The 21,471-nt window shown below is 64.3% G+C and carries 19 protein-coding genes; 14 read left to right on the forward strand and 5 right to left on the reverse strand.

Annotated elements, in window-relative coordinates:
• Nucleotides 1-46: 46 nt before the first annotated feature.
• Entirely contained in the window at nucleotides 47-2,275 is a 2,229-nt protein-coding gene (locus ACH79_RS14355; RefSeq protein WP_161851608.1) for a CHASE2 domain-containing protein, read from the forward strand.
• Between the two features lie 201 nt (nucleotides 2,276-2,476).
• Here ACH79_RS14355 and ACH79_RS14360 read toward each other — a convergent pair whose 3' ends face one another.
• Entirely contained in the window at nucleotides 2,477-4,090 is a 1,614-nt protein-coding gene (locus tag ACH79_RS14360; protein WP_161851609.1) for an ABC transporter substrate-binding protein, read from the reverse strand.
• A gap of 202 nt (nucleotides 4,091-4,292) precedes the next feature.
• On the opposite strand from ACH79_RS14360, the gene ACH79_RS14365 reads away from it, so the two are divergent.
• From ACH79_RS14365 to ACH79_RS14395, 7 genes are all read left to right on the forward strand, one after another.
• A complete protein-coding gene (locus ACH79_RS14365) occupies nucleotides 4,293-5,960 on the forward strand; it encodes an ABC transporter substrate-binding protein (protein ID WP_371419399.1) in 1,668 nt (555 codons plus the stop codon).
• Between the two features lie 208 nt (nucleotides 5,961-6,168).
• Nucleotides 6,169-7,122 (forward strand): ABC transporter permease, encoded by a 954-nt coding sequence (locus tag ACH79_RS14370; protein WP_161851611.1) that lies wholly within the window; start codon nucleotides 6,169-6,171, stop codon nucleotides 7,120-7,122.
• Between the two features lie 11 nt (nucleotides 7,123-7,133).
• The gene (locus ACH79_RS14375) at nucleotides 7,134-8,012 is read left to right on the forward strand and encodes an ABC transporter permease (protein WP_057834135.1); all 879 of its coding nucleotides are present in this window, start codon (nucleotides 7,134-7,136) and stop codon (nucleotides 8,010-8,012) included.
• A 4-nt stretch (nucleotides 8,013-8,016) separates the two neighbouring features.
• A complete protein-coding gene (locus tag ACH79_RS14380) occupies nucleotides 8,017-9,096 on the forward strand; it encodes an ABC transporter ATP-binding protein (protein ID WP_161851612.1) in 1,080 nt (359 codons plus the stop codon).
• Entirely contained in the window at nucleotides 9,093-9,290 is a 198-nt protein-coding gene (locus ACH79_RS14385) for a hypothetical protein (RefSeq protein ID WP_161851613.1), read from the forward strand. Before ACH79_RS14380 ends, ACH79_RS14385 begins: the two co-directional genes overlap by 4 nt.
• The gene (locus ACH79_RS14390) at nucleotides 9,287-10,699 is read left to right on the forward strand and encodes an amidase (RefSeq protein ID WP_161851614.1); all 1,413 of its coding nucleotides are present in this window, start codon (nucleotides 9,287-9,289) and stop codon (nucleotides 10,697-10,699) included. Before ACH79_RS14385 ends, ACH79_RS14390 begins: the two co-directional genes overlap by 4 nt.
• Nucleotides 10,696-11,679 carry an ABC transporter ATP-binding protein gene (locus tag ACH79_RS14395; protein ID WP_161851615.1) on the forward strand — a complete coding sequence of 328 codons (984 nt, stop codon included), beginning with the start codon at nucleotides 10,696-10,698 and terminating at the stop codon, nucleotides 11,677-11,679. Before ACH79_RS14390 ends, ACH79_RS14395 begins: the two co-directional genes overlap by 4 nt.
• A 165-nt stretch (nucleotides 11,680-11,844) precedes the next feature.
• Here the strand turns inward: ACH79_RS14395 and ACH79_RS14400 are convergent, their stop codons facing one another.
• Entirely contained in the window at nucleotides 11,845-12,084 is a 240-nt protein-coding gene (locus ACH79_RS14400; RefSeq protein ID WP_161851616.1) for a hypothetical protein, read from the reverse strand.
• 132 nt (nucleotides 12,085-12,216) lie between these two features.
• On the opposite strand from ACH79_RS14400, the gene ACH79_RS14405 reads away from it, so the two are divergent.
• On the forward strand, nucleotides 12,217-12,486 hold the full coding sequence (locus tag ACH79_RS14405) for a GlsB/YeaQ/YmgE family stress response membrane protein (protein ID WP_161851617.1): 270 nt from the start codon (nucleotides 12,217-12,219) through the stop codon (nucleotides 12,484-12,486).
• Between the two features lie 6 nt (nucleotides 12,487-12,492).
• On the opposite strand, the gene ACH79_RS14410 is transcribed toward ACH79_RS14405, so the two are convergent.
• Nucleotides 12,493-13,425: a LysR substrate-binding domain-containing protein gene (locus tag ACH79_RS14410; protein ID WP_161851618.1), complete on the reverse strand. Its 933-nt coding sequence runs from the start codon at nucleotides 13,423-13,425 to the stop codon at nucleotides 12,493-12,495.
• An 89-nt stretch (nucleotides 13,426-13,514) separates the two neighbouring features.
• Between ACH79_RS14410 and ACH79_RS14415 the strand changes: the two genes are divergently transcribed.
• From ACH79_RS14415 to ACH79_RS14425, 3 genes are all read left to right on the forward strand, one after another.
• Entirely contained in the window at nucleotides 13,515-14,330 is an 816-nt protein-coding gene (locus ACH79_RS14415; protein WP_161851619.1) for an acyl-CoA thioesterase domain-containing protein, read from the forward strand.
• A 131-nt stretch (nucleotides 14,331-14,461) separates the two neighbouring features.
• The gene (locus tag ACH79_RS14420; protein WP_161851620.1) at nucleotides 14,462-16,213 is read left to right on the forward strand and encodes a type I secretion system permease/ATPase; all 1,752 of its coding nucleotides are present in this window, start codon (nucleotides 14,462-14,464) and stop codon (nucleotides 16,211-16,213) included.
• Nucleotides 16,210-17,520 (forward strand): HlyD family type I secretion periplasmic adaptor subunit, encoded by a 1,311-nt coding sequence (locus ACH79_RS14425; protein ID WP_161851621.1) that lies wholly within the window; start codon nucleotides 16,210-16,212, stop codon nucleotides 17,518-17,520. Before ACH79_RS14420 ends, ACH79_RS14425 begins: the two co-directional genes overlap by 4 nt.
• A 103-nt stretch (nucleotides 17,521-17,623) precedes the next feature.
• On the opposite strand, the gene ACH79_RS14430 is transcribed toward ACH79_RS14425, so the two are convergent.
• Together ACH79_RS14430 and ACH79_RS14435 are read right to left on the reverse strand one after the other, a co-directional pair.
• Complete coding sequence (locus tag ACH79_RS14430) at nucleotides 17,624-18,514, reverse strand: hypothetical protein (protein ID WP_161856359.1); 891 nt, start codon at nucleotides 18,512-18,514, stop codon at nucleotides 17,624-17,626.
• Nucleotides 18,515-18,628: 114 nt separating this feature from the next.
• Nucleotides 18,629-19,111: a CinA family protein gene (locus tag ACH79_RS14435; RefSeq protein WP_161851622.1), complete on the reverse strand. Its 483-nt coding sequence runs from the start codon at nucleotides 19,109-19,111 to the stop codon at nucleotides 18,629-18,631.
• A gap of 132 nt (nucleotides 19,112-19,243) precedes the next feature.
• Here ACH79_RS14435 and ACH79_RS14440 point away from each other — a divergent pair, with 132 nt between their 5' ends.
• Both ACH79_RS14440 and ACH79_RS14445 read left to right on the forward strand, forming a co-directional pair.
• Nucleotides 19,244-20,323 carry an amidohydrolase family protein gene (locus ACH79_RS14440; protein WP_161851623.1) on the forward strand — a complete coding sequence of 360 codons (1,080 nt, stop codon included), beginning with the start codon at nucleotides 19,244-19,246 and terminating at the stop codon, nucleotides 20,321-20,323.
• Entirely contained in the window at nucleotides 20,320-21,423 is a 1,104-nt protein-coding gene (locus tag ACH79_RS14445) for an amidohydrolase family protein (protein WP_161851624.1), read from the forward strand. Before ACH79_RS14440 ends, ACH79_RS14445 begins: the two co-directional genes overlap by 4 nt.
• Nucleotides 21,424-21,471: the final 48 nt, after the last annotated feature.

A 21,471-nucleotide genomic window follows, 5' to 3' on the forward strand; every position in this document is an offset into this window, starting at 1 on the left:
TGTTCTGGCTTGTCTGGCGCCGCCAGTTGGCGAACAATCGAGACCCATGAAGCGACTCCGGGCCTTACCGAGGTGGTTCAAGCGGCGCATCGGCTATGCAAGGCTGCTGTGCCTTTTGCTGCTGATCGGGTTCGCCGCGCTGCGCGTCGCCGATCCGGCGCCGGTCGAGGAAATTCGTGTCAGGACCTTTGACGCCTTCCAGCGCATCGATCCGCGCAAGAAAACGGCGCGGCCGGTCACCATCGTCGATATCGACGACAAGAGCCTCGAGAAGCTCGGGCAGTGGCCATGGCCGCGGACGCGGATCGCAGCGCTCGTCACCGAGCTGACCGAGCTGGGCGCCGTGGTGATCGCCTTCGACGCGGTGTTTTCGGAGCCCGACCGGCTCAATCCCGCCTTCGCGGCCGATGCGATCCCGCAGCTTGACGAGGAGACCCGCGCCAAGCTGCGTTCATTACCGAGCAACGACCAGATATTCGCCGATGCGATCCGCAAGTCGCGCGTCGTGCTCGGCGAGTCCGGCCTGCCGGAGGAAATCACGGCCCTCGACAAGACGCTGCCGGTCACCGGGCTCGCGATGCTGGGCGAGGAGCCGCAACGCTTCATGTTCGAGTTTCCCGGCCTTCTGCGCAACGTCCCGGTGCTGGAGCATGCCGCCGCCGGGCGCGGTCTGTTCACCATCAAGCCGGAGCGCGACGGTATCGTGCGGCGGGTGCCGATGATCATGCAGGCTCAGGGCCAGACGATGCCCTCGCTGACCTTCGAGATGCTCCGCGTCGCCACCGGCTCCGGCACCATCCTGATCAAGGCCGAGAAGGCCGGCATCAAGAGCCTCGGCATCAGGGGCGTCCAGATACCGACCGATCATAACGGCCAGCTCTGGGTTCACTATGCCCGCAACGACGCCTCGATCTACGTTCCTGCCGTCAACGTGCTGGAAAAGAACGTCGCGCCCGACATGATTGCGGGCAAGCTGGTGCTGATCGGCACGTCGGCGGTCGGCCTCAACGACATCAAGACCACGCCGGTGTCGCGCGCCATGCCCGGGGTTGAGATCCATGCCCAGGTGCTGGAGAGCGCGCTGACAGGCGCGGTGATCTCGCAGCCGATCTACGGCATCGTCCTCGAATTTACGGCGGCGATGTTGTTCGGGCTGCTGGTGATTGCGTTCGCGCCGCTGTTCGGTCCGATCTCGCTGGTCATCGTCGGCGGTGCGTTTGCAACCGTTCTGGTCGGAACATCAGCGTATTTCTACGCGCAGCACCGCTTGCTGATCGATTTCACCTATCCCCTGATGTCGACTACCGCGATCTATCTTACGCTGATCTTTTCCTCCTTCGTGCGCGAGCAGGCCCAGCGGCGGCAGATACGTTCCGCTTTCGGCCAGTATCTGTCGCCGGCGCTGGTCGAGCAGCTCGCGCAGTCGCCAGAAAAGCTGGTTCTCGGCGGCGAGGAGCGCGAGATGACCATCATGTTCTCCGACATGCGCGGCTTCACCTCGATCTCGGAGACCTACAAGAACGATCCACAGGGCCTCACCGCGCTGATGAACCGTTTCCTCACGCCGCTGACCAACGCGATTCTCGATCGCAAGGGCACCATCGACAAATACATGGGCGATGCCATCATGGCGTTCTGGAACGCGCCGCTGGACGACAAGCATCACGAGCTCAACGCCTGCGAGGCGGCGCTCGACATGCTGGAGCGCGTCGACGAACTCAACGAGGCGCGCGAGCAGGAGGCCAAGGAAGAGGGGCGTCCGTTCATTCCGCTCAATGCCGGCATCGGGCTCAATACCGGCATCTGCGTGGTCGGCAATATGGGCTCCGACCAGCGCTTCGACTATTCGGTGTTCGGCGACAGCGTCAATCTGGCCTCGCGCCTCGAGGGGCAATCGAAGGAATACGGCTTTCCGATCATCGTCGGCTCCAGGACCGCGCTGGCGGTCAAGGACAAGTTCGCCATCCTCGAACTCGACTTCATCATGGTGAAGGGCAAGAAGGAGCCGGAGGTGATTTACGCCATCGCCGGCCGCGAGGACACCGCGCAGTCCGGCCGCTTCCAGCGCCTGCGCAACCTGACCATCGAGATGCTCGCCTGCTACCGCACCCGCGATTGGGACGGCGCGCTGGCCGCGATCGAGCGCGGCCGCAAGACCGACGAGGCAAATTCGCTGGAGCTGCTCTACAATTTGTACGAAGCCCGGATTCGCAACTATCTCGAAAACCCGCCGCCGGAAGACTGGAATGGCGCATTTGCGCTGCTGACGAAGTGATGCGCTAACGCGTCATGCGCGGGCTTGACCCGCGCATCCATCGATCTTCAGATGAATCTTTCGAAGTGGCTGGATTGCCGGGTCAAGCCCGGCAATCCAGCAAATCGTAGGGTGGGCAAAGCGAAGCGTGCCCACCATTTTCTTGTTGCGTGCCGATGGTGGGCACGGCGCTAGCGCGCCTTTGCCCACCTTACGATTCCCTTATTCCAGCCCGATCTGCGTCAGATCCTGGAACCAGTGCTGCGCCTGCACGAACTTCTTCACCTTCGGCGACAGCGCGTGCGGGTTGGTGTCGTGCACCACCCAGACCAGCGTGGCGTCGTCGACGATCGCTGCATGCGCCTGCGCCAGCAGTTCGTCCTGCTTGGCGACGTCGAACGTCTGCTTGGCCTCGTCGATCAGCGCGTCGACCTTCGGGCTCTTGTAGCCGCCCCAGTTGACGCCGACCGGCGCAATCTGCCCGGAGTGGAAGAAGCGCACGATGGCATAGAGCGGATCCGAGGTGACATAGGCGATGTTGTTGGAGGTGATGTTCGCATTCATCTCGTCGGCCGCGCCCTTGCGCCACGCCGTGTACAGTGTTTCGAGCTCGACCACTTTGAAGTCGATCTCGATGCCGATTTCCTTAAAGCTCTGCTGCAGGAATTCGTTCATCGGCAACGACAGCATCTGCCCGGTGCCGCCCTGCGCGATGATGAAAGTCGTCTTCAGCGGCTTCTCCTTCGAGTAGCCCGCTTCTTGCACCAGTTTCCTCGCCGCCGCGACATCGTACTTCAGGTCAAAGGACGGCTTGCCGAACCAGGGGCTCGACGGGTCGACTTGGCCCTTGGCGGGCTTTGCCAATCCGTTCATGAGGCCAACCACCGCATCGCGATCGATCGCGAGGTTGAGCGCCTTGCGGAGGCGAATGTCGGTCCAGGGCGAGCCGGGCAGTACGCTCAGATGATAATTCCAGACATGCGGCGTGACGTTGTCGACGATCTTCATGCCGGCGGATTTGAGCTGCGGCACTGCATCGGGCGCCGGCGTTTCGATCAGATCGACCTGGCCGGCCAACAGCGCATTGGTGCGCGTCAGCGCCTCCGGCATCGGGATCAGCACGATCTTGTCGGCCTTCGGAAGACGCTTCCTGTCCCAATAGTCGGCGTTCTTGGTCAGCTCCGCGAGCTCACGCGGGACGAGTTTTGTGAGCTTGAACGGCCCGGTGCCCGAGGGCTGACTGGCAAATTTGTCCCAGTCCTTGCCGAGCTTTTCATATTGCGCGGGGCTCGAGACCAGGAACCAGAGCATCTGGTATGGGAAGAAGGAGTCGACGGTCTTGGTCGTGATCTCGATCGTGTCGTCGTCGACCTTGGCGTAGCTGGCGACCGAGGGCAGGCGGGTCTTCACCTGCGCGCTCTGTCGCTTGTCGAACTGCGGTGCCTTGTCGTTGAGCACCTTGTCCAGATTCCAGATCACCGCGTCGGCATTGAACTCGCTGCCGTCGTGAAATTTGACGCCCTTGCGCAGGGTAAAGCGCCACTTCTTCTTGTCTGAATCGTCGACCTTCCATTCGGTTGCCAGCCCCGGCACCAGCTTGCCCGGCCGGTCCGACACGTCCATCTCCCAGGCGACCAGCGGATCGTAGATCGTATAGGCCGAAAACTGGTAGGCGCCGGCGCCGCGGTCGGGCTGGCCGGTGGTCAGCGGAATGTCCGCCATCGAAATGCCGTAGCGCACAACGGTCTCCGCCTGCGCCGAAATCGTGGGCAAGCCAAGAGGGAATCCGAGGGCTATTGCCGCGGCAGCAAGAAGCATCGAATATCGGGTGCGCATGATTTAAGCTCCATCGGGCGGGGGGTAGAGCTAAAAAATGCAAGCTTGGTGCCAAATGGAGCATGGAACGCGCGCGTGGATGCGCACTCTACAGGGAGTTGTGCGGCCAATGGCCCCTAGCCAATCGCCTGCCCTCGCACCAGCCTTGGCACAGGCGTTGCATACCTTTGCATAAGAATTAGTCACCCAAGTCGAGAAGGGATTGCTGCATATGCGTAACGAGACATCGAAGAAGACGGCCACCGCGTGGCTGCTGGCGACCGCCCTGGTGGTGGGGCTGCCGCAGCTCGCAAGCGCCGAGACCGTGCTGCGGATCGGCATGACGGCGGCCGATATTCCGCGCACGCTCGGGCAACCCGATCAGGGTTTTGAGGGCAACCGCTTCACCGGCCTGACGATGTATGACGGCCTGACGATGTGGGACCTCTCCTCGGCCAGCAAGGCGAGCGTCATGATTCCCGGGCTTGCGACCGAGTGGAAGGTCGATGAGGCCGACAAGAAGAAGTGGACCTTCAAGCTGCGTCCCGGCGTCAAATTCCATGATGGCAGCGACTTCAATGCCGACGCCGTGGTCTGGAACGTCGAGAAGGTGCTGAAGCAGGATGCGCCGCATTTCGACGCCAGCCAGGTCGGCGTCACCGCCTCGCGCATGCCGACGCTGGCCTCGGCGCGCAAGATCGACGACATGACGGTGGAATTGACCACCAAGGAGCCGGACAGTTTTCTGCCGATCAACCTGACCAACCTGTTCATGGCGAGCCCCGCCAAATGGCAGGCATTCTATGACAAGGCTGAAGGTGCCGACGCCAAGGCGAAGTCGCAGGCCGCCTGGGCGGCGTTTGCCAGGGACGCTTCGGGCACCGGCCCCTGGAAGATGTCGAAGTTCACGCCGCGCGAGCGGCTCGAACTGGTCAAGAACGAGGGCTATTGGGACAAGGCCCGCGTGCCCAAGGTCGACCGGATGGTGCTGTTGCCGATGCCGGAAGCAAATGCCCGCACCGCGGCGCTGCTGTCCGGTCAGGTCGACTGGGTCGAGGCACCGGCGCCGGATGCCGTCAAGGAGATTAAGCAGCGCGGCTTCCAGCTTCAGGCCAATGAATCCCCACATGTCTGGCCCTGGCAGTTCTCGCGCATCGAAGGCTCGCCCTGGAACGACATCCGCGTCCGCAAGGCCGCCAATCTCTGCATCGACCGTGAAGGTCTGAAAGAGGGCCTGCTCGCCGGCCTGATGGTGCCGGCCACCGGCACGTTCGAGCCCGGCCATCCCTGGCGCGGAAAGCCGACCTTCGAGATCAAGTATGACCTGAAGGCCGCCCAGAAGCTGATGCAGGAGGCCGGATACGGCCCGAGCAAGAAGCTGACGGTGAAGACCCAGACCTCCGCCTCGGGGTCGGGCCAGATGCAGCCCTTGCCGATGAACGAATATCTGCAGCAGGCACTGGCCGAGTGCTACTTCGACGTCCAGCTCGATGTCATCGAGTGGAACACGCTGTTCACCAACTGGCGCCGCGGCGCCAAGGATCCGACCGCCAACGGCGCCAACGCCACCAACGTCACCTATGCGGCGATGGACCCGTTCTTCGCGCTGGTGCGCTTCCTGCAATCGTCGATGGCGCCGCCGGTCTCGAACAATTGGGGCTACATCAACAACCCCAAGTTCGACGAGCTGGTGACCAAGGCCCGCCAGACCTTCGATCCCGCAGCCCGTGACGCGGCACTCGCCGACCTGCATGCGGCATCCGTCGATGACGCGGCGTTCCTCTACGTCGCCCACGACGTCTCGCCGCGCGCGATGAGCCCGAAGGTCAAGGGTTTTGTGCAGCCGAAGAGCTGGTTCGTCGACTTCTCGCCGGTGACGATGGCGCCGTAGGTCCGGACTTGCGATGTTGCACCCTCTCCCCTTGTGGGAGAGGGTGGCTTCGATGCGAAGCATCGAAGCCGGATGAGGGGTTTTCTCCGCGGACACGCCTCCCTCATCTGGATTGTCTGTGTCCGCGGATAGAACCCCTCATCTGGCGCGGCCTAGCGTCCGCGCCACCTTCTCCCACAAGGGGAGAAGGGAAAAAGAAAAGCAGACCGTGTTCGCTTATATCGCCCGGCGTATCGTCTACGTCATTCCGATCGTTATCAGCGTCGCGCTGGTGTGTTTCCTGCTCGTGCATATCACGCCCGGCGACCCGCTGGTCGCGGTGCTGCCGGCGGATGCCTCGCAGGAACTCGCCGCGCAAATGCGAACGGCTTACGGCTTCGACCGGCCGCTGCCGGTGCAGTTCGGGCTGTGGATCTGGCGCGCACTCCACGGCGATCTCGGCAGCTCGATCGCCACCGGTCGCCCGGTGCTGACGGAAGTGTTGCGCGCGGTCGGCAATACCGTGACGCTTGCAATTGCCGCAGCGATGATCGGCTTCACGCTCGGGCTGTTGTTCGGCCTGATCGCCGGCTATTTCCGCGACACATGGGTCGACAAGGTCGCGACCTCGGTTGCGATTGCCGGAGTTTCGGTGCCGCATTACTGGCTCGGCATGGTGATGGTCATCATCTTCTCGGTGCAGCTCAACTGGCTGCCCGCGGTCGGCGCCGGTCCCGGCGGTTCCGGTTCGTGGGGCTGGGATTGGGAGCATATGAAATATCTCATCCTGCCGGCGATCACGACCTCGGTGATCCCGATGGGTATCGTCACCCGCACCGTGCGCGCGCTCACCGGCGATATCCTTTCGCAGGATTTCGTCGAGGCCCTGCGCGCCAAGGGCCTCCGCGAACTCGACGTGTTCAAGCACGTCATCAAGAACGCCGCACCGACGGCGCTTGCGGTGATGGGCCTGCAGCTCGGCTACATGCTCGGCGGCTCGATCCTGATCGAGACCGTGTTCTCCTGGCCCGGCTCGGGCTTGCTGCTCAATTCGGCGATCTTCCAGCGCGACCTGCCGCTGCTGCAGGGCACCATCCTGGTGCTGGCGCTGTTCTTCGTCGCCCTTAACCTCCTGGTCGATATCGCGCAGGCCGCGATCGATCCGCGCATCAAGCGGGGCTGATCATGACCGTGATGTCGGATACTGCGCTGCAAGCCGCGCCCATCACCAAGGCGCGCGGCTATTGGGCGACCGTCGGCCGCCGCATCGTGCGCGACAAGGTCAGCATGGTCTGCGCCTTCGTGCTGGTGCTGATCTTCGCTTCCGCGCTGCTGGCGCCCTGGCTCGGCCTCGCCGATCCCTATCAGGGCTCGATGATCCGGAGGCTTCGCCATATCGGCACGCCGAACTATCCGCTCGGCACCGACGAACTCGGCCGCGACATGCTGGCTCGGCTGATCTATGGCGGGCGGCTGTCGCTGATCATCGGCATCCTGCCCGTGATCTTCGCCTTCGTGATCGGCACCTCGCTCGGCCTTGTCGCCGGCTATGTCGGCGGCCGGCTCAATACCGCGATCATGCGCACCATCGACGTGTTCTACGCCTTCCCCTCGGTGCTGCTGGCGATCGCGATCTCGGGCGCGCTGGGCGCGGGCATCGTCAACTCGATCGTGTCGCTGACCATCGTATTCGTTCCGCAGATCACCCGCGTCGCCGAAAGCGTTACGACAGGCGTGCGCAACATGGATTTCGTCGAAGCCGCGCGCGCCTCCGGCGCCGGGCCCTTCACCATCATGCGCGTGCACATGCTGGGCAATGTGCTCGGACCGATCTTCGTCTACGCGACGGGACTGATCTCGGTGTCGATGATCCTCGCCGCCGGCCTGTCGTTCCTCGGCCTCGGCACCAAGCCGCCGGAACCGGAATGGGGCCTGATGCTGAACACGCTGCGCACGGCGATCTATGTCAACCCATGGGTGGCGGCGCTGCCGGGCGTCATGATCTTTGCGGTGTCGATCTGCTTCAATCTTTTGAGCGACGGCATGCGTAGTGCCATGGATATCAGGAACTGACGCGATGAGTGAAACCAGCCCGTCAGTCGATCATCTGGAGCCGGTCGAGGACGTCGGCGGCGCGGCGCAGCCGCTGTTGCAGGTCGCAGGCCTCACCAAGCATTTTCCGGTGCGGGGCGATCTGTTCAGCCCGCGCAAAACCGTGCGCGCGGTCGATAATGTCTCCTTCTCCATTGCCAAGGGCGAAACCGTCGGCATCGTCGGCGAGTCCGGCTGCGGCAAGTCGACCACTGCGCGGCTGCTGATGCACCTGATGAAGCGCGATGCCGGAGATATTATCTATGACGGCCTGCAGGTCGGCCGTGCACTGTCGCTGCGAGAACTTCGCCGCGGCATGCAGATGGTATTCCAGGACAGCTACGCCTCGCTCAATCCGCGCCTGACCATCGAGGACTCGATCGCATTCGGTCCCAAGGTTCACGGTATGGCGGATGCCGCCGCGCGCACGCTAGCGCGCGAACTGCTCGGCAAGGTGGGTTTGCGCCCGGAAACCTTTGCCAACCGCTACCCGCACGAGATTTCTGGCGGCCAGCGCCAGCGCGTCAATATCGCGCGGGCGCTGGCGCTGTCGCCGCGGCTCGTGATCCTGGATGAAGCCGTCTCGGCGCTCGATAAATCCGTCGAGGCGCAGGTGCTCAACCTGCTCGCCGATCTCAAGCGCGAATTCGGGCTGACCTATCTGTTCATCAGCCACGATCTCAACGTGGTGCGTTATATCTCGGACCGCGTGCTGGTGATGTATCTCGGCGAGGTGGTCGAACTCGGCCCGGTCGACAAGGTCTGGGACGCGCCGGCGCATCCCTATACGCGGGCGCTGCTGGCAGCGATGCCGTCGTCCGACCCTGATAATCGCACCGAGACGCCGCCGATCTCAGGCGACCCGCCCAACCCGATCGACCCGCCCTCCGGCTGCCGGTTTCACACCCGCTGTCCGTTTGCGGAGCCGCTCTGCGCAAATGCGACGCCAAACCTCAGCGATGTCGATACAATGGGCCATCAGGCGGCGTGCTACATGGCCATCCCGGGCTCCGGACACAGCCGCGCGCCGGCCGACAAGAATGACATGGGAGTGAGCGCCGCATGACAAGACCCGATCCAAAACAGGTCAAGGTAATGACCGACGTCGCCGGCGTGCCGCAGGATTCGGAAGTATCCGCCCGCATCGCCAATTCCATCGGCCCGGCCTTCGACGGCTTTGCGCCGGTCGCCGGCACGCTGCCGATGGACCTCGAGCCGGCAAGCTTCCTGCTGGTGCAGAACGCGAAGGTGTCGAAATGAGCGGCGAGCCAGCCCTGATGTCGCTCGTTGCGGTTGCCAAGGCGATCGCGGCCAAGAAAATTTCCTCGCGCGAGGCGACGCAATCCTGTCTCGACCGGATCGCGCAGTGGCAGCCGCACGTCAACGCCTACATGGCGATCGAGCCGGAGGCAGCGCTTGCCGCGGCCGATGCCGCCGACGCTGATCTCGCCAAGGGCAAGATTGCCGGCCCGCTACTTGGTGTGCCAATGGCGCACAAGGACATGTATTACGACGCCGGCAAGGTCGTGACCTGCGGCTCCAAGATCCGGCGCGAATTCGTCGCGACGACGACGTCGACCGCGTTGCAGCGGCTGAAGGACGCCGGCTCCGTCAGGCTCGGCTCGCTGCAGATGGTCGAATTCGCCTACGGGCCAACCGGCCACAATGTGCATTACGGCGCGGTGCGTAACCCCTGGAATGTCGATCACATCACCGGCGGCTCGTCGTCCGGCTCGGGCTCCGCGGTCGCGGCACGGCTGACCTTTGCGGCGCTGGGCTCGGATACCGGCGGCTCGATCCGGATGCCCGCGCATTTTTGCGGCGTCACCGGCTTCAAGACCACGGTCGGCCTGATCAGCCGCGCCGGCGCGATGCCGCTGTCGCAATCGCTCGATACCGTAGGCCCGCTCGCGCAGACCGTCGAGGACTGTGCGCTGCTGGTGGGGCTGATGGCGGGCGCCGATCCCGAGGATCCGACCACGTCGACGCAGCCGGTGCCGAACTACATGGCCGCGACCACGGGCTCGATGAAGGGCCTGAAGATCGGCGTGCCGACCGCCTTCTATGTCGACGATCTCGATTCCGAAGTGGCGCGGGTGCTGGATGAGACCATCGCTACGCTGAAAAAGGAAGGCGCCGAAATCGTCAAGGTCGAGCTGCCGGACCAGCGCCAGCTCACCGCCGCCTGCCAGATCGTGCTCGCCACCGAAGCTGCCGCCTTCCACAAGCGCTGGATGATCGAACGTCCCCAGGATTACGGTGCGCAGGTCCTGATGCGGCTGCAGAACGGGCTTGCCATTCCGGCCGTGACCTATCTCGAAGCGATGCGCTGGCGCGGTCCGGCGCTCGCCGCCTACCTTGCGGCGGTGGAAGGCACCGATGCCGTGATCGCGCCGGTGGCGCCAATGCCGGCGGCGACGATTGCCGAGAGCGACGTCGGCAACAGCCTCGATGCGGAAGCCGTGATCCAGCGGATCACGCGCTTCACCCGTCCGATCAATTATCTCGGCCTGCCGTCGCTTTCGATTCCCGCCGGTTTCACCAGCAAGGGCCTGCCCGTCGGCATGCAATTGATCGGCCGTGCCTTTGACGAGGCCGGGCTGGTGCGGATCGGCGCGGCGTTCCAGCGCGCCACCGACCATCACCAAAAGGTACCAAAATTGGCATGAGCAATCTTGTCGACATCCGCGACCTCAATATCCGCTTCACCGGCGAGCGCACGGTTCATGCCGTCAACGACATCTCGCTTTCGCTGGGCGAGGGCGAGGTGCTCGGCCTGCTGGGCGAATCCGGCTCCGGCAAGAGCGTGACCCTGCGCGCGCTGATGCGACTATTGCCGAAGAAGCGCACGCTGATTTCGGGCACCGTGAAGGTTTTGGGACGCGACGTGCTGGCGATGAACGACGAGGAGCTTTCGGCGTTTCGCGGCCAGACCGTCTCGATGATCTTCCAGGAGCCTGCGCTGGCGCTCGATCCCGTCTACACGATCGGCCGCCAGATCGCCGAAAGCGTGATCCGTCACGAAGGCAAGAGCGAGAAGGAAGCCATGGCTCGCGCGCTGGAAATGCTGGAGGTGGTCCGGATCCCCTCCGCCAAGCGCCGGCTCGAGGCCTATCCGCACGAAATGTCGGGCGGCATGCGCCAGCGCGCAATGATCGCGCTGGCGCTCGCCTGCAAGCCGAAGATTTTGCTGGCGGACGAACCGACCACGGCACTGGACGCCACCGTGCAGATCCAGATTCTGCTGCTGCTCCGCGAATTGCAGCGCGAGTTCGGCATGTCCGTGATCTTCGTGACCCACGATATCGGCGTCGCGATTGAAATCTGCGACCGCGTTGCCGTGATGTATGCCGGTCAGATCGTGGAGCAGGGCACCTTGCGCGACATCGTCCGCACCCCGGTGCATCCCTATGCCAAGGGCTTGCTGGCTTCGACCGTCCACGGCGCCAAGCGCGGCCAGCGCCTTGAAACCATCCCGGGCACGCCGCCCTCGCTGGACAAGGCGCCCGTCAGTTGCTCCTTCGCGCCGCGCTGCGCGGTTGCGCAGCCGCGCTGCAGCGAGCGATTACCGCCGAATGTGCAGGTGTCGGCGGATCGAACGGCGAGGTGTGTGCTGGCGGAGCGGGCTAATGCAGTTGCTGCTACCTGACAAGTGATGACGCAATTGAACGCAATTGAACTTCGTCATGCCCGGGCTTGTCCCGGGCATCCACGTCTTCACGGCATTGCAGCGACAAAGACGTGGATGGCCGGGACAAGCCCGGCCATGACGAAAAAAATCGCGCTGCACCGCGTCTGGGACACGTGAGAGAAGCTACCCGCCCAATCCCGGATCGGCCCATTGCTCGATCTGTGACGGTCCCACGACTTGCTTCGGCTGATGCGGGTTGAGCGTGCCGGCGCTGGCGGACCAGCCCTTGGCCAGGATTTGCATCGCAAACAATTTTGCGTCGATCTCGGATTTGAAGGTGCGGGTCGAGCGGGCCATGCTCTCCGCAGTCTCATCCGTCTTGTCCGGACCAAAGGTGACGTACCAAATATCGCTCTGTTTCATGGCGACATAACGCGCGTGACATAAAAAAGTTTCACTTCGCTGGCCGCATATGAAGTCGTGCGGACGGTCGGTCACATCGGACCATGATGGGCAGATGGTCGCCCGCGTGCGCTGCGAATCTGGGGGCTGAACATGGTAATTTCCAACGAAGGCATTCTCGTCATTCTGTTTGTCGGCCTGGTGGCCGGCTGGCTTGCCGGCAAGATCGTGCACGGCACCGGCTTCGGCATCATCGGCGACATTCTCGTCGGCATTGCCGGCGCGCTGCTCGCGAGCCTGCTGTTTCCCAAGCTCGGCATTCGTCTCGGCACCGGGCTGGTGTCCGAAATCGTCTATTCCACCATCGGCGCCATCATCCTGCTTGTGATCGTACGGCTGCTCCGAACCGGCGGGCGGTGGTAGCGCGCGCTATTTCGCGCGGCTGACCGCCTCGACGATCCAGCGCCGGACCGCGGCAATCCGGCGGTCGCGCGCCTGCTCAGTGCGGGAGACGAGGTAGATCGTCTCGCTATGCGCGGCCTCGAACGCGAACGGCGCCACCAGTTTCTTGCCAAAGGAGGGCCGCGCCCTGATCAGCGGCGACATGCCGAGCGTCACGCCAAGGCCCTGTTCGGCGGCGTCCAGCATCGCCGGTACGCTGTCGAGCCACAGATGCCCGCGCGGGGTGAGATGCGACAGGCCGGCCTCGCGCAGCCAGACTGGCCAGGCGCGCGGCTGCGTCGTCAGGTGAATCAGCACCTCTCGCGACAGGTCTTCAGGTGCCTTCAATCCGCCCCTGACCAGCGCGGGTGCGCAGACCGGCAGGCCCTTCACCGCGACCAGCGGTTCGAATTTCAGCCCGGTGGAATGTTCGCGGCCATAGCGGATGGCGACGTCGACGCGCGAGGCATTGAAGTCGGCATATTGATGCGTCGCCTCGATGCGCAGCGTGAGCCCTGGATGGCGCCGCTTGAACTCCGGCAGCGCCGGGATCAGCACGGCCGAAGTGAAGAACGGCAGCGAACTGATCCAGAGTTCGGCGCTGGCATCGCGGCGATTTCGCAGCATGTCGCGGCCGGCTTCCTGCAGCGCCGCCAGCGCCGCGGAGACCTTTGCGAGATAACGCTCGCCGTCCGCCGTCAGCCGCACCGAACGCGCGCCGCGCACGAACAGCCTTGTGCCGAACTGCTGTTCCAGTCCGCGGATCTGATGACTGATCGCGGACGGGCTGAGCGAGAGATCGCGCGCCGCGCGGCGAAAGCTCAATTGCGTGGCGGCGCGCTCGAACGCCAGCAGCGCCGGCAGGGGAGGAATCGCGCGCAGCGACGTGCCGGGTGCATCAGACGGATGAATGAAATTCATCTGAGGTGACGAATTCCCTTTTGTTACAGGCCCAAGTTTCCGCCAGATTGGCCCGACGCTCAACCCTGCTCATCTCTGGAATCCGAGCCATGGCCATCTTCGAATCCACAGGCCCCAACCGCTGGCAGCCCACCGCCCTTGCCGCCGGTCCTTTCGCGGGCCTGCAGGGCGGGGCGGTCGCAAGCCTTCTGACGGCGGAAATCGAGGCGCTGGCCGATCGGCGAAACTGGGGCACGGCGATCGCCTCGTCGGCCTGGTTCCTGCGGCCGACCCCGATGGCGCCGTTGCGAACCGCGCTGTTGGTCGTGACCGACGGCGGCCGCGTCAGCGTGGTCGACAACGCGCTGTGGCCGGCCGGCGAGGACCAGCCCTGCGCCACCGTGCGGGTGACGCTGTCGCGCGAACGCGCCGTTGAAGTGCCCGGCTTTGCCGACTCCCCGCGCGAGGCTGCCGATCTCACGCAGTTGCCGATTCGCACCCGGCGGGCGGCGCATGGCAAGCCGTGGTTCATGGAGGCGATGGAGGCCCGCGAAGGCGACGGCGTCGCCTGGTTTCGCATGAACCAGACGATCATCGACGGCGCAGGATCCTCGCCGAAGCTGCCGCTATCCTCGGTGCTCGGCCCGGCGGACTGGACCCATGGCATCGCCCGTCCATTCCAGGACGTGGTGGCGGATCCGAACCCGAATCTGACGGTTCAGTTGTTCCGCCAGCCGGCCGGCGAATGGGTCGGCGTTCGCGCGCAGGCCCGCTGGCGGCCCGCGGCCGGCCTTGGCGTCGGAAGCGGCGTCCTGCTCGACGTCCATGGCGAGATCGGCCGGGTCTCGATGTCGGTGATTCTGGCACCGTTTCCGCGCCCGGCGAAGCCCGAACCCGCCGCAGGACTTGCGCCGGCCTCGAATTAGCTGCCCAGACGCGTCTCCGCCCCGCTCATCGGGGTGAACTAAAGGCAGGTTAACGTGACATAAATAGACGATGTCCAAAAACATCGCTAAAACCAGCACGTTACCCGATCGTCCTGAAGAGACACGCATTTATGGCAGCCGCTCCCGGCGTCCGGAAATCCGAGCTCGGTGAGGCGCTGCGCGCCTGCCGCAACGCCTTTATCGGCGTTGGCGTCATGAGTTGCATGATCAATTTGCTGTACCTGACCGGCTCGATCTTCATGCTGGAGGTCTACGATCGCGTGTTGCCGAGCCGCAGCGTGCCGACCCTGGTTGGCCTCGTGATTCTCGCCGCCGGCCTCTACATCGCGCAAGGAGGCCTCGATCTGATTCGCGGCCGCATCCTCGGCCGTATCGGCACCGCGCTCGATGAGGCCATCAATGCGCGCGTGTTCGAAACCGTGGTGCGGCTGCCGCTGATGGTCGGCGCCCGCAACGAGGGGCTGCAGCCCTTGCGCGATCTCGACAATGTCAGGTCGTTTCTCGGCAGCATGGGGCCGGGCGCGTTTTTCGATCTGCCGTGGCTGCCGTTCTATCTCGCGATCTGCTTTGCGTTCCACTGGCTGCTCGGCGTCACCGCGTTGGCCGGCGCCATCATTCTGGTAGCGCTGACGCTGATCACCGAATTCCTGTCGCGCACGCCGGCCAAGGAGGCGATGACGCTGGCGGCGCGGCGCAACGACCTCGCCGCCACCAGCCGCCGCAACGCGGAAGTGCTGGTCGCGATGGGCATGTCCGGACGACTGATGAAGCGCTGGGGCGAGGCCAATGAGACCTACCTGGCCGGCAATCAGCGCGCCAGCGACATTGCCGGCGGCCTCGGCGCCGTCGCCAAGGTGCTGCGCATGATGCTGCAGTCGGCGGTGCTTGCAGTCGGCGCTTATCTCGTGATCCATCAGGAAGCGACCGCCGGCATCATCATCGCGGGCTCGATCCTGAGTGCCCGCGCGCTGGCGCCAGTCGATCTCGCCATCGCGCACTGGAAGGGCTTTGTCGCCGCGCGGCAGAGCTGGCATCGTCTTTCCAAGCTGCTTGAGCAGATTCCGGCGTCGAACGCGCAGACGGCGCTGCAGGCGCCGACCAAGCGGCTGTCGGTCGAGGCCGTCAGCATCGTGCCACCGGGCGAGCAGCGCGTCATCGTGCAGGACGTCAATTTCGCTGTCGAGGCCGGCACCGGCGTCGGCGTGATTGGTCCGAGCGGCTCCGGAAAATCGTCGCTGGTGCGCGCGCTGGTCGGCGTCTGGACGCCCGCCCGCGGCAAGGTGCGGCTCGACGGCGCGGCGCTCGACCAGTGGTCGTCGGACGTGCTCGGCCGTCACATCGGCTATCTGCCGCAGGACGTGGAACTGTTCGCCGGCACCGTGGCGCAGAACATCTGCCGCTTCGACCCCGAGGCGAAGTCGGACGCCATCATCGCTGCTGCCAAGGAAGCCGGCGTGCATGAGATGATCATCAAGATGCGCGAGGGCTATGACACCCAGATCGGCGAGCAGGGCGCTTCGCTCTCGGCCGGGCAGGCGCAGCGCGTGGCGCTGGCGCGCGCGCTTTATGGCCATCCGTTCCTGATCGTGCTCGATGAGCCGAACTCCAACCTCGACAGCGAGGGCGACGAGGCGCTGACCCGCGCGGTACGCGCCGCGCGCGAGCGCGGGGCCATCGTGGTCGTGGTGGCACACCGGCCGATCGGCATCGAGGCGGTCGACCAATTGCTGGTCTTGAAGGACGGCCGCATGCAGGCGTTCGGTCCGAAGGAAACCGTGCTCGGCCAGGTGCTGCAGCGCGTTCCGTCGCCGCCGCCGCCGATCAAGATCGTTTCCGAAGCGGGAGCTGCGAAGAAATCATGACCGCGGAGCTGAAAGGCGCGCGCCGCTCGATCCGCTCGCACCTGATCCTGGGTCTGGCGCTGATGCTGGTGATCGTCGGCGGGTTCGGCGGCTGGGCCTCGACGGTGCAGATTTCGGGCGCGCTGATCGCGCCGGGTTCGGTGGTGGTCGATTCCAACGTCAAGAAGGTGCAGCACCCGACCGGCGGCGTGGTCGGCGAGGTCCGCGTGCGCGACGGCGATATCGTCAAGGCCGGCGACGTTGTGGTGCGGCTCGACGAGACCGTGGTGAAGGCGAGCCTTGCCATCGTGGTCAAGACGCTGAACGGCTTGTGGGCGCGCGCCGCGCGGCTGGAGGCGGAGCAGCGCGGCCTCGACAGGATCAAGTTTCCGCCGCAGCTCGTCGATCGCGCCGACGACCCCGATGTCCGCGACGTCATCGCGAGCGAAACAAAACTGTTCGAGGTCCGCGTGTTCGGCCGCGCCGGGCAGAAGTCGCAGTTGCGCGAGCGCGTGGCGCAGCTCAACGAGGAGATCGCCGGCCTCACCGCGCAGGAGCAGGCCAAGGAAAAGGAAATCGCGCTGGTGGAGAAAGAGCTGGTCGGCGTCCGCCAGCTCTATGAGCAGCGCCTGATCCAGATCTCGCGCCTGACGGTTTTGGAGCGTGACCTCGCCCGCCTGTCGGGCGAGCGTGCGCAATATATCGCCGCGCGGGCGCAGGCGAGGGGCAAGATCACCGAAACCGAACTGCAGATCATCCAGATCGACAAGGACGTCGTCAGCGAAGTTTCCAAGGACCTGCGCGAGACCAACGACAAGATCGGCGAGTTCGTCGAGCGCAAGGTCACCGCCGAGGATCAATTGCGCCGCATCGACATCCGCGCGCCGCAGGACGGCGTCGTGCTGCAGTCGACGGTGCACACTGTGGGCGGCGTGATCACCGCCGGTGACGCCATCATGATGGTCGTGCCGCGGGCCGACGATCTCTCGGTCGAGGCCAAGGTCAATCCTCAGGACATCGACAAGCTGCAGATCGGCCAGAAAACGCTGCTGCGGCTATCCGCCTTCAACCAGCGCACCACGCCGGAACTCAATGGTGTGGTGACTCGCGTCTCCGCCGACGTCACCACCGACCAGCGCACCGGCCAGAGCTACTACACCATCCGCGTCTCGCTGCCGCCGGCCGAAGTCGCCCGCCTCGGCGACAACGTCAAGATCATCCCGGGCATGCCGGTGGAAGCCTTCGTCCAGACCGGCGACCGCACCATGTTCTCCTATCTGATGAAGCCGTTCAGCGACCAGCTGATGCGCTCGTTCCGGGAGAGGTGAGGACGTCTGCGTAGCCCGGATGAAGCGAAGCGCAATCCGGGAATCGGTTCATCTGGCTGGCACTGCCCCGGATTTCGCTGCGCTTCATCCGGGCTACGTCCCGCTATCTCCTGTCATACTCATCCGGTCCCATCGCCCACGCCCATTCCTCATGGCCCGGCGCATAGGTGCGGTTGGTCTCCGCCGGGTTGCGGTTGACCAGGGGCCGCATGAACATCGGGTGCGTGGCGCTGCGGACCTCGTGCTCGACGGTGAACAGGTGCTTGCCGCTGTCGAGATCGACGATGTCGCGGAAGCGGTACTGATACTGGTTGTCTTCCTGCGAGATCAGGCCGCGCTCGCGCAGGCGGCGATATGGGCCGGAAAAGTCCGTGATGTAGATCTGCACGTGATGCCCGTCGTAATCCGGCAGCGCACGGTCGGTCTCGCGGAACTGCAGATATTGGTTCTTGCCGGCATTGACGCGCGCCACGGTGCCATCGCCATTCACAAGCTCGGCCTGCATCCCCATAACAGCGGGATAGAAGGCGCAAATCGCTTTCGCCGTCCCGACGGGCACGTCGAACTCGACATAGGGAATGCCGAGCGTGATGCGCCCGAAGCGCGCGGCATCCGGCTCATAGCAGCGCACGCGGTTGCCCCATGGGCAGATCGCTTCGACATGGTCGTTGTGCTCTCGATACGCAAACGCCGTGCCCTCGAGCTTCTTCGCGACCGATGCCAATCGCTCCAGCAGCGCCGCGCGGCCCGCGATGACGATGCCGGTATGGCCGCGCAGCACCTGCGGCGTACCGTTCGGCAGATGAAACTGGCTCCGCCCCGCATTGACCCACATGTTGGTGTCCGAGACCATCAGATAGGGATCGCGGGTCAGCCCGAGGCCCGCGACATAGAACAGCGTCGCCAGCCGCTGATCGGGGATGGTGACGTTGACGTGCTCGAAATGGATCGAGTTGCCGAGATCTTCTGCGGCGCGGTCGAATTGTTGCATGATGCAATCCTCGATGAGCCTGCATTCGTAAGGTGGGCAAAGCGAAGCGTGCCCACCATTTCATTCAACGGATCAAGATGGTGGGCACGCTGCGCTTTGCCCACCCTACGGTTCGCCTTACTTCGACAAATTCTCCAGCAGCAAATTCAACGCGGTCTTCGCAAACGCCTGCATATTGGCCTGCCGGTCGGCGCTGCCCGTCTCCAGCGTGAACACCGCGTTCTGCGGTCCTGCCACCGCTGTGCAGCAATGACCGGCCGCATTGCCGTAGCGGTTGCCGGTCGGCCCGGTCGCGCCGGTCTCCGACAAGCCCCAGTCGGTCGTAAAGCGCTGGCGAACCTGGCTCGCCAGCAGTGATGCGTAAGGCTCCGACGCCGAGCGAATGCCCTTCATCGCCTCATCAGGAATGTCCATCAACAGCCGCCGCGCATCACGCGTGTAGACCACGGCGCCGCCGAGGAAATAGGCGGACGCGCCGGGCACCGACAACAGCGCCGCCGAGATCAGCCCGCCGGTTGAAGATTCCGCCACCGCAATCGTCTGTTTGCGCGCGATCAGTTGGGTGGCGATCTTTTCCGCAATGGTAACGAGTTCGTTCATCTCACCTCCCAAAAATCCCGCCAGTCATGTTTTTCTAGCACAGGAGGTTCACGTTTGCCGAGTTGCGGGGCGCATGCGGCCCTGATTGAATACCTCAAACAACTGCGTCGTGCGGGCATACGAGGAAACACCATGACGTCGCCGATCCCGGGTGGCGTGGATTGCGATCTGCATCCCGCCGTTCCGCATCTGACCAGCCTGCTTCCCTACATGAACGACTATTGGCGCGATCAGGTGACGACGCGCGGCATGACCGATCTGGTCTCGCAATCCTATCCAACCAATTCGCCGATTTCCTCGCGGCCGGACTGGCGGCCGGCGCAGGGCAAGCCGGGTGCCGATCTCGCCGACATGCAGGAGCAGGCACTCGATCGGTTCGGCGTGAGTTTCGGCATCTGCAATCCCTTGTACGGCGTGCAGATGGTGTTCTCCGAGGACATGCAGGACGCGTTCTGCCGCGCCCTGAACGACTGGCTGGCCAGAGAATGGCTCGACAAGGATGCGCGGCTGCGCGGCTCGATCGTGATCCCGACCCAAAGCGTCGAGAAATCGGTCGCCGAGATCGAGCGCTGCGCCAAGGATAAGCGCTTCGTCCAGGTGCTGATGCTGGTCATGGGCGACATGCCGCTGGGAAAACGCGCCTACTGGCCGATCTACGCCGCCGCCGAACGGCTCGGCCTCGCCGTCGGCATCCACGCCGGCAGCGCCTATCACAACCCGCCGACCTCGGTCGGCTGGGGTTCCTATCACATCGAGGACTATGTCGCGCAGGCAACCGCGTTCCAGACCCAGCTCACCAGCCTGATCGTGGAGGGTGTGTTCGCGCGGCATCCGAACTTGAAAATGGTTATGCTGGAATCGGGCTTCACCTGGCTGCCGGCCTATCTCTGGCGGCTGCACAAGTTCTGGCGCGGCATACGGATGGAAACGCCGTGGGTCGATCGTGCGCCGCTGGAGATTGTGCGCAGCAACATCCGCTTCTCGCTGCAGCCGGTCGATGCGCCGCCCGATCCCGCAACCCTGAACCGCCTGTTTGACCATATGCAGTCGGACGAATTGCTCCTATTCTCGACCGACTATCCGCACTGGCAGTTCGACGGCGATGAGGTGCTGCCGCCGGGCCTGTCGGGCGATCTGGTGCGCAAGATCATGATCGACAATCCGCTCGCGACATATGGCCGGTTGGAATTAGCGAAGGAGACGACGCCATGAACGTCCAGTTCCGTCCCGAGCCGTCCGCGTCCACCAGCATCAAGACCGCGATAGCCGATTGCGACATTCATCCGGCGCGCGCGACCAAGGACGAACTCTATCCATTTCTGGCGAAGCGCTGGCATTCGCATCTCGAGACGTACGGCATTCAGGCCTATCACGGCATGATGGAAGGCCCGCCCTATCCGAAGGCGCAGCCGAACGCCGCGCGCCGCGACGCCTGGCCGCCGGAAGGCGGGCCGCAGGGCTCTTCGCTGTCCTTCATGCAGAAGCAGTTGCTCGATCCCTACAACGTCGCGCTCGGCGTGCTCAATCCGCTCGCCACCGGGCAGGGCCTGCGCAACCAGGATTTCGCCGGCGCGCTCTGTGCCGCGATCAACGACTGGCAGATCGAAAAATGGACCAGCAAGGACAAGCGCCTGAAGGGTTCGATCGTTGTCGCCAATGAGGATGGGGTGGCCGCCGCTGCCGAAATCCGCAAGCGCGCGGGCGATCCGAACTTCGTGCAGGTGCTGCTGCTCTCCCGCAACGTCGAGCCGCTCGGCCAGCGCCGCTACTGGCCGGTCTACGAGGCGGCGCAGGAGATCGGCCTGCCGGTCGGCGTGCACGCCTTCGGCTTCGGCGGCAACCCGCTCACCCCGTCCGGTTGGCCTAGCTTCTACATCGAGGAGATGGTCGGCCATGCGCAGTGCCAGCAGACCGTGCTGGCGAGCCTTGTGCTCGAAGGCGTGTTCGAGCGTTATCCGATGTTGAAGATGGTGATGATCGAGGCCGGCTTCGGCTGGGCGCCGTCGCTCGGCTGGCGGCTCGACAAGAGTTTTGAAAGGCTGCACAGCGAGGTGCCGTATCTCAAGCGGAAACCGTCGGAATATATCCGCGACCACATCTGGTGGACCACGCAGCCGATGGAAGACCCGGAGCGCCGCGATCATCTGTTCCAGACCATCGAATGGATCGGCTGGGACAAGCTGCTGTTCGCCACCGATTACCCACATTGGGATTTCGACGAGCCGTCGCGCGTGCTGCCGCCCGGCGTCAGCGATGCCAACCGCGAGGCGTTCTATCTCGGCAACGCCAAGAAGCTGTACGGGATTGCGTAGCATGATCCGAAAAAGTGGGACCCGGTTTTTCGAAATAGATCATGCGGC

This window comes from Bradyrhizobium sp. CCBAU 051011, assembly GCF_009930815.1.
Lineage (GTDB): Bacteria > Pseudomonadota > Alphaproteobacteria > Rhizobiales > Xanthobacteraceae > Bradyrhizobium.

Coding starts and splice junctions, on each gene's coding strand:
- ACH79_RS14385 (WP_161851613.1), top strand. CDS start 9,093: ATGACAAGACCCGATCCAAAACAGGTCAAGGTAATGACCGACGTCGCC.
- ACH79_RS14415 (WP_161851619.1), top strand. CDS start 13,515: ATGGCCATCTTCGAATCCACAGGCCCCAACCGCTGGCAGCCCACCGCC.
- ACH79_RS14395 (WP_161851615.1), top strand. CDS start 10,696: ATGAGCAATCTTGTCGACATCCGCGACCTCAATATCCGCTTCACCGGC.
- ACH79_RS14375 (WP_057834135.1), top strand. CDS start 7,134: ATGTCGGATACTGCGCTGCAAGCCGCGCCCATCACCAAGGCGCGCGGC.
- ACH79_RS14400 (WP_161851616.1), bottom strand. CDS start 12,084: ATGAAACAGAGCGATATTTGGTACGTCACCTTTGGTCCGGACAAGACG.
- ACH79_RS14360 (WP_161851609.1), bottom strand. CDS start 4,090: ATGCGCACCCGATATTCGATGCTTCTTGCTGCCGCGGCAATAGCCCTC.
- ACH79_RS14390 (WP_161851614.1), top strand. CDS start 9,287: ATGAGCGGCGAGCCAGCCCTGATGTCGCTCGTTGCGGTTGCCAAGGCG.
- ACH79_RS14425 (WP_161851621.1), top strand. CDS start 16,210: ATGACCGCGGAGCTGAAAGGCGCGCGCCGCTCGATCCGCTCGCACCTG.
- ACH79_RS14355 (WP_161851608.1), top strand. CDS start 47: ATGAAGCGACTCCGGGCCTTACCGAGGTGGTTCAAGCGGCGCATCGGC.
- ACH79_RS14445 (WP_161851624.1), top strand. CDS start 20,320: ATGAACGTCCAGTTCCGTCCCGAGCCGTCCGCGTCCACCAGCATCAAG.
- ACH79_RS14420 (WP_161851620.1), top strand. CDS start 14,462: ATGGCAGCCGCTCCCGGCGTCCGGAAATCCGAGCTCGGTGAGGCGCTG.
- ACH79_RS14440 (WP_161851623.1), top strand. CDS start 19,244: ATGACGTCGCCGATCCCGGGTGGCGTGGATTGCGATCTGCATCCCGCC.
- ACH79_RS14410 (WP_161851618.1), bottom strand. CDS start 13,425: ATGAATTTCATTCATCCGTCTGATGCACCCGGCACGTCGCTGCGCGCG.
- ACH79_RS14435 (WP_161851622.1), bottom strand. CDS start 19,111: ATGAACGAACTCGTTACCATTGCGGAAAAGATCGCCACCCAACTGATC.
- ACH79_RS14380 (WP_161851612.1), top strand. CDS start 8,017: ATGAGTGAAACCAGCCCGTCAGTCGATCATCTGGAGCCGGTCGAGGAC.
- ACH79_RS14405 (WP_161851617.1), top strand. CDS start 12,217: ATGGTAATTTCCAACGAAGGCATTCTCGTCATTCTGTTTGTCGGCCTG.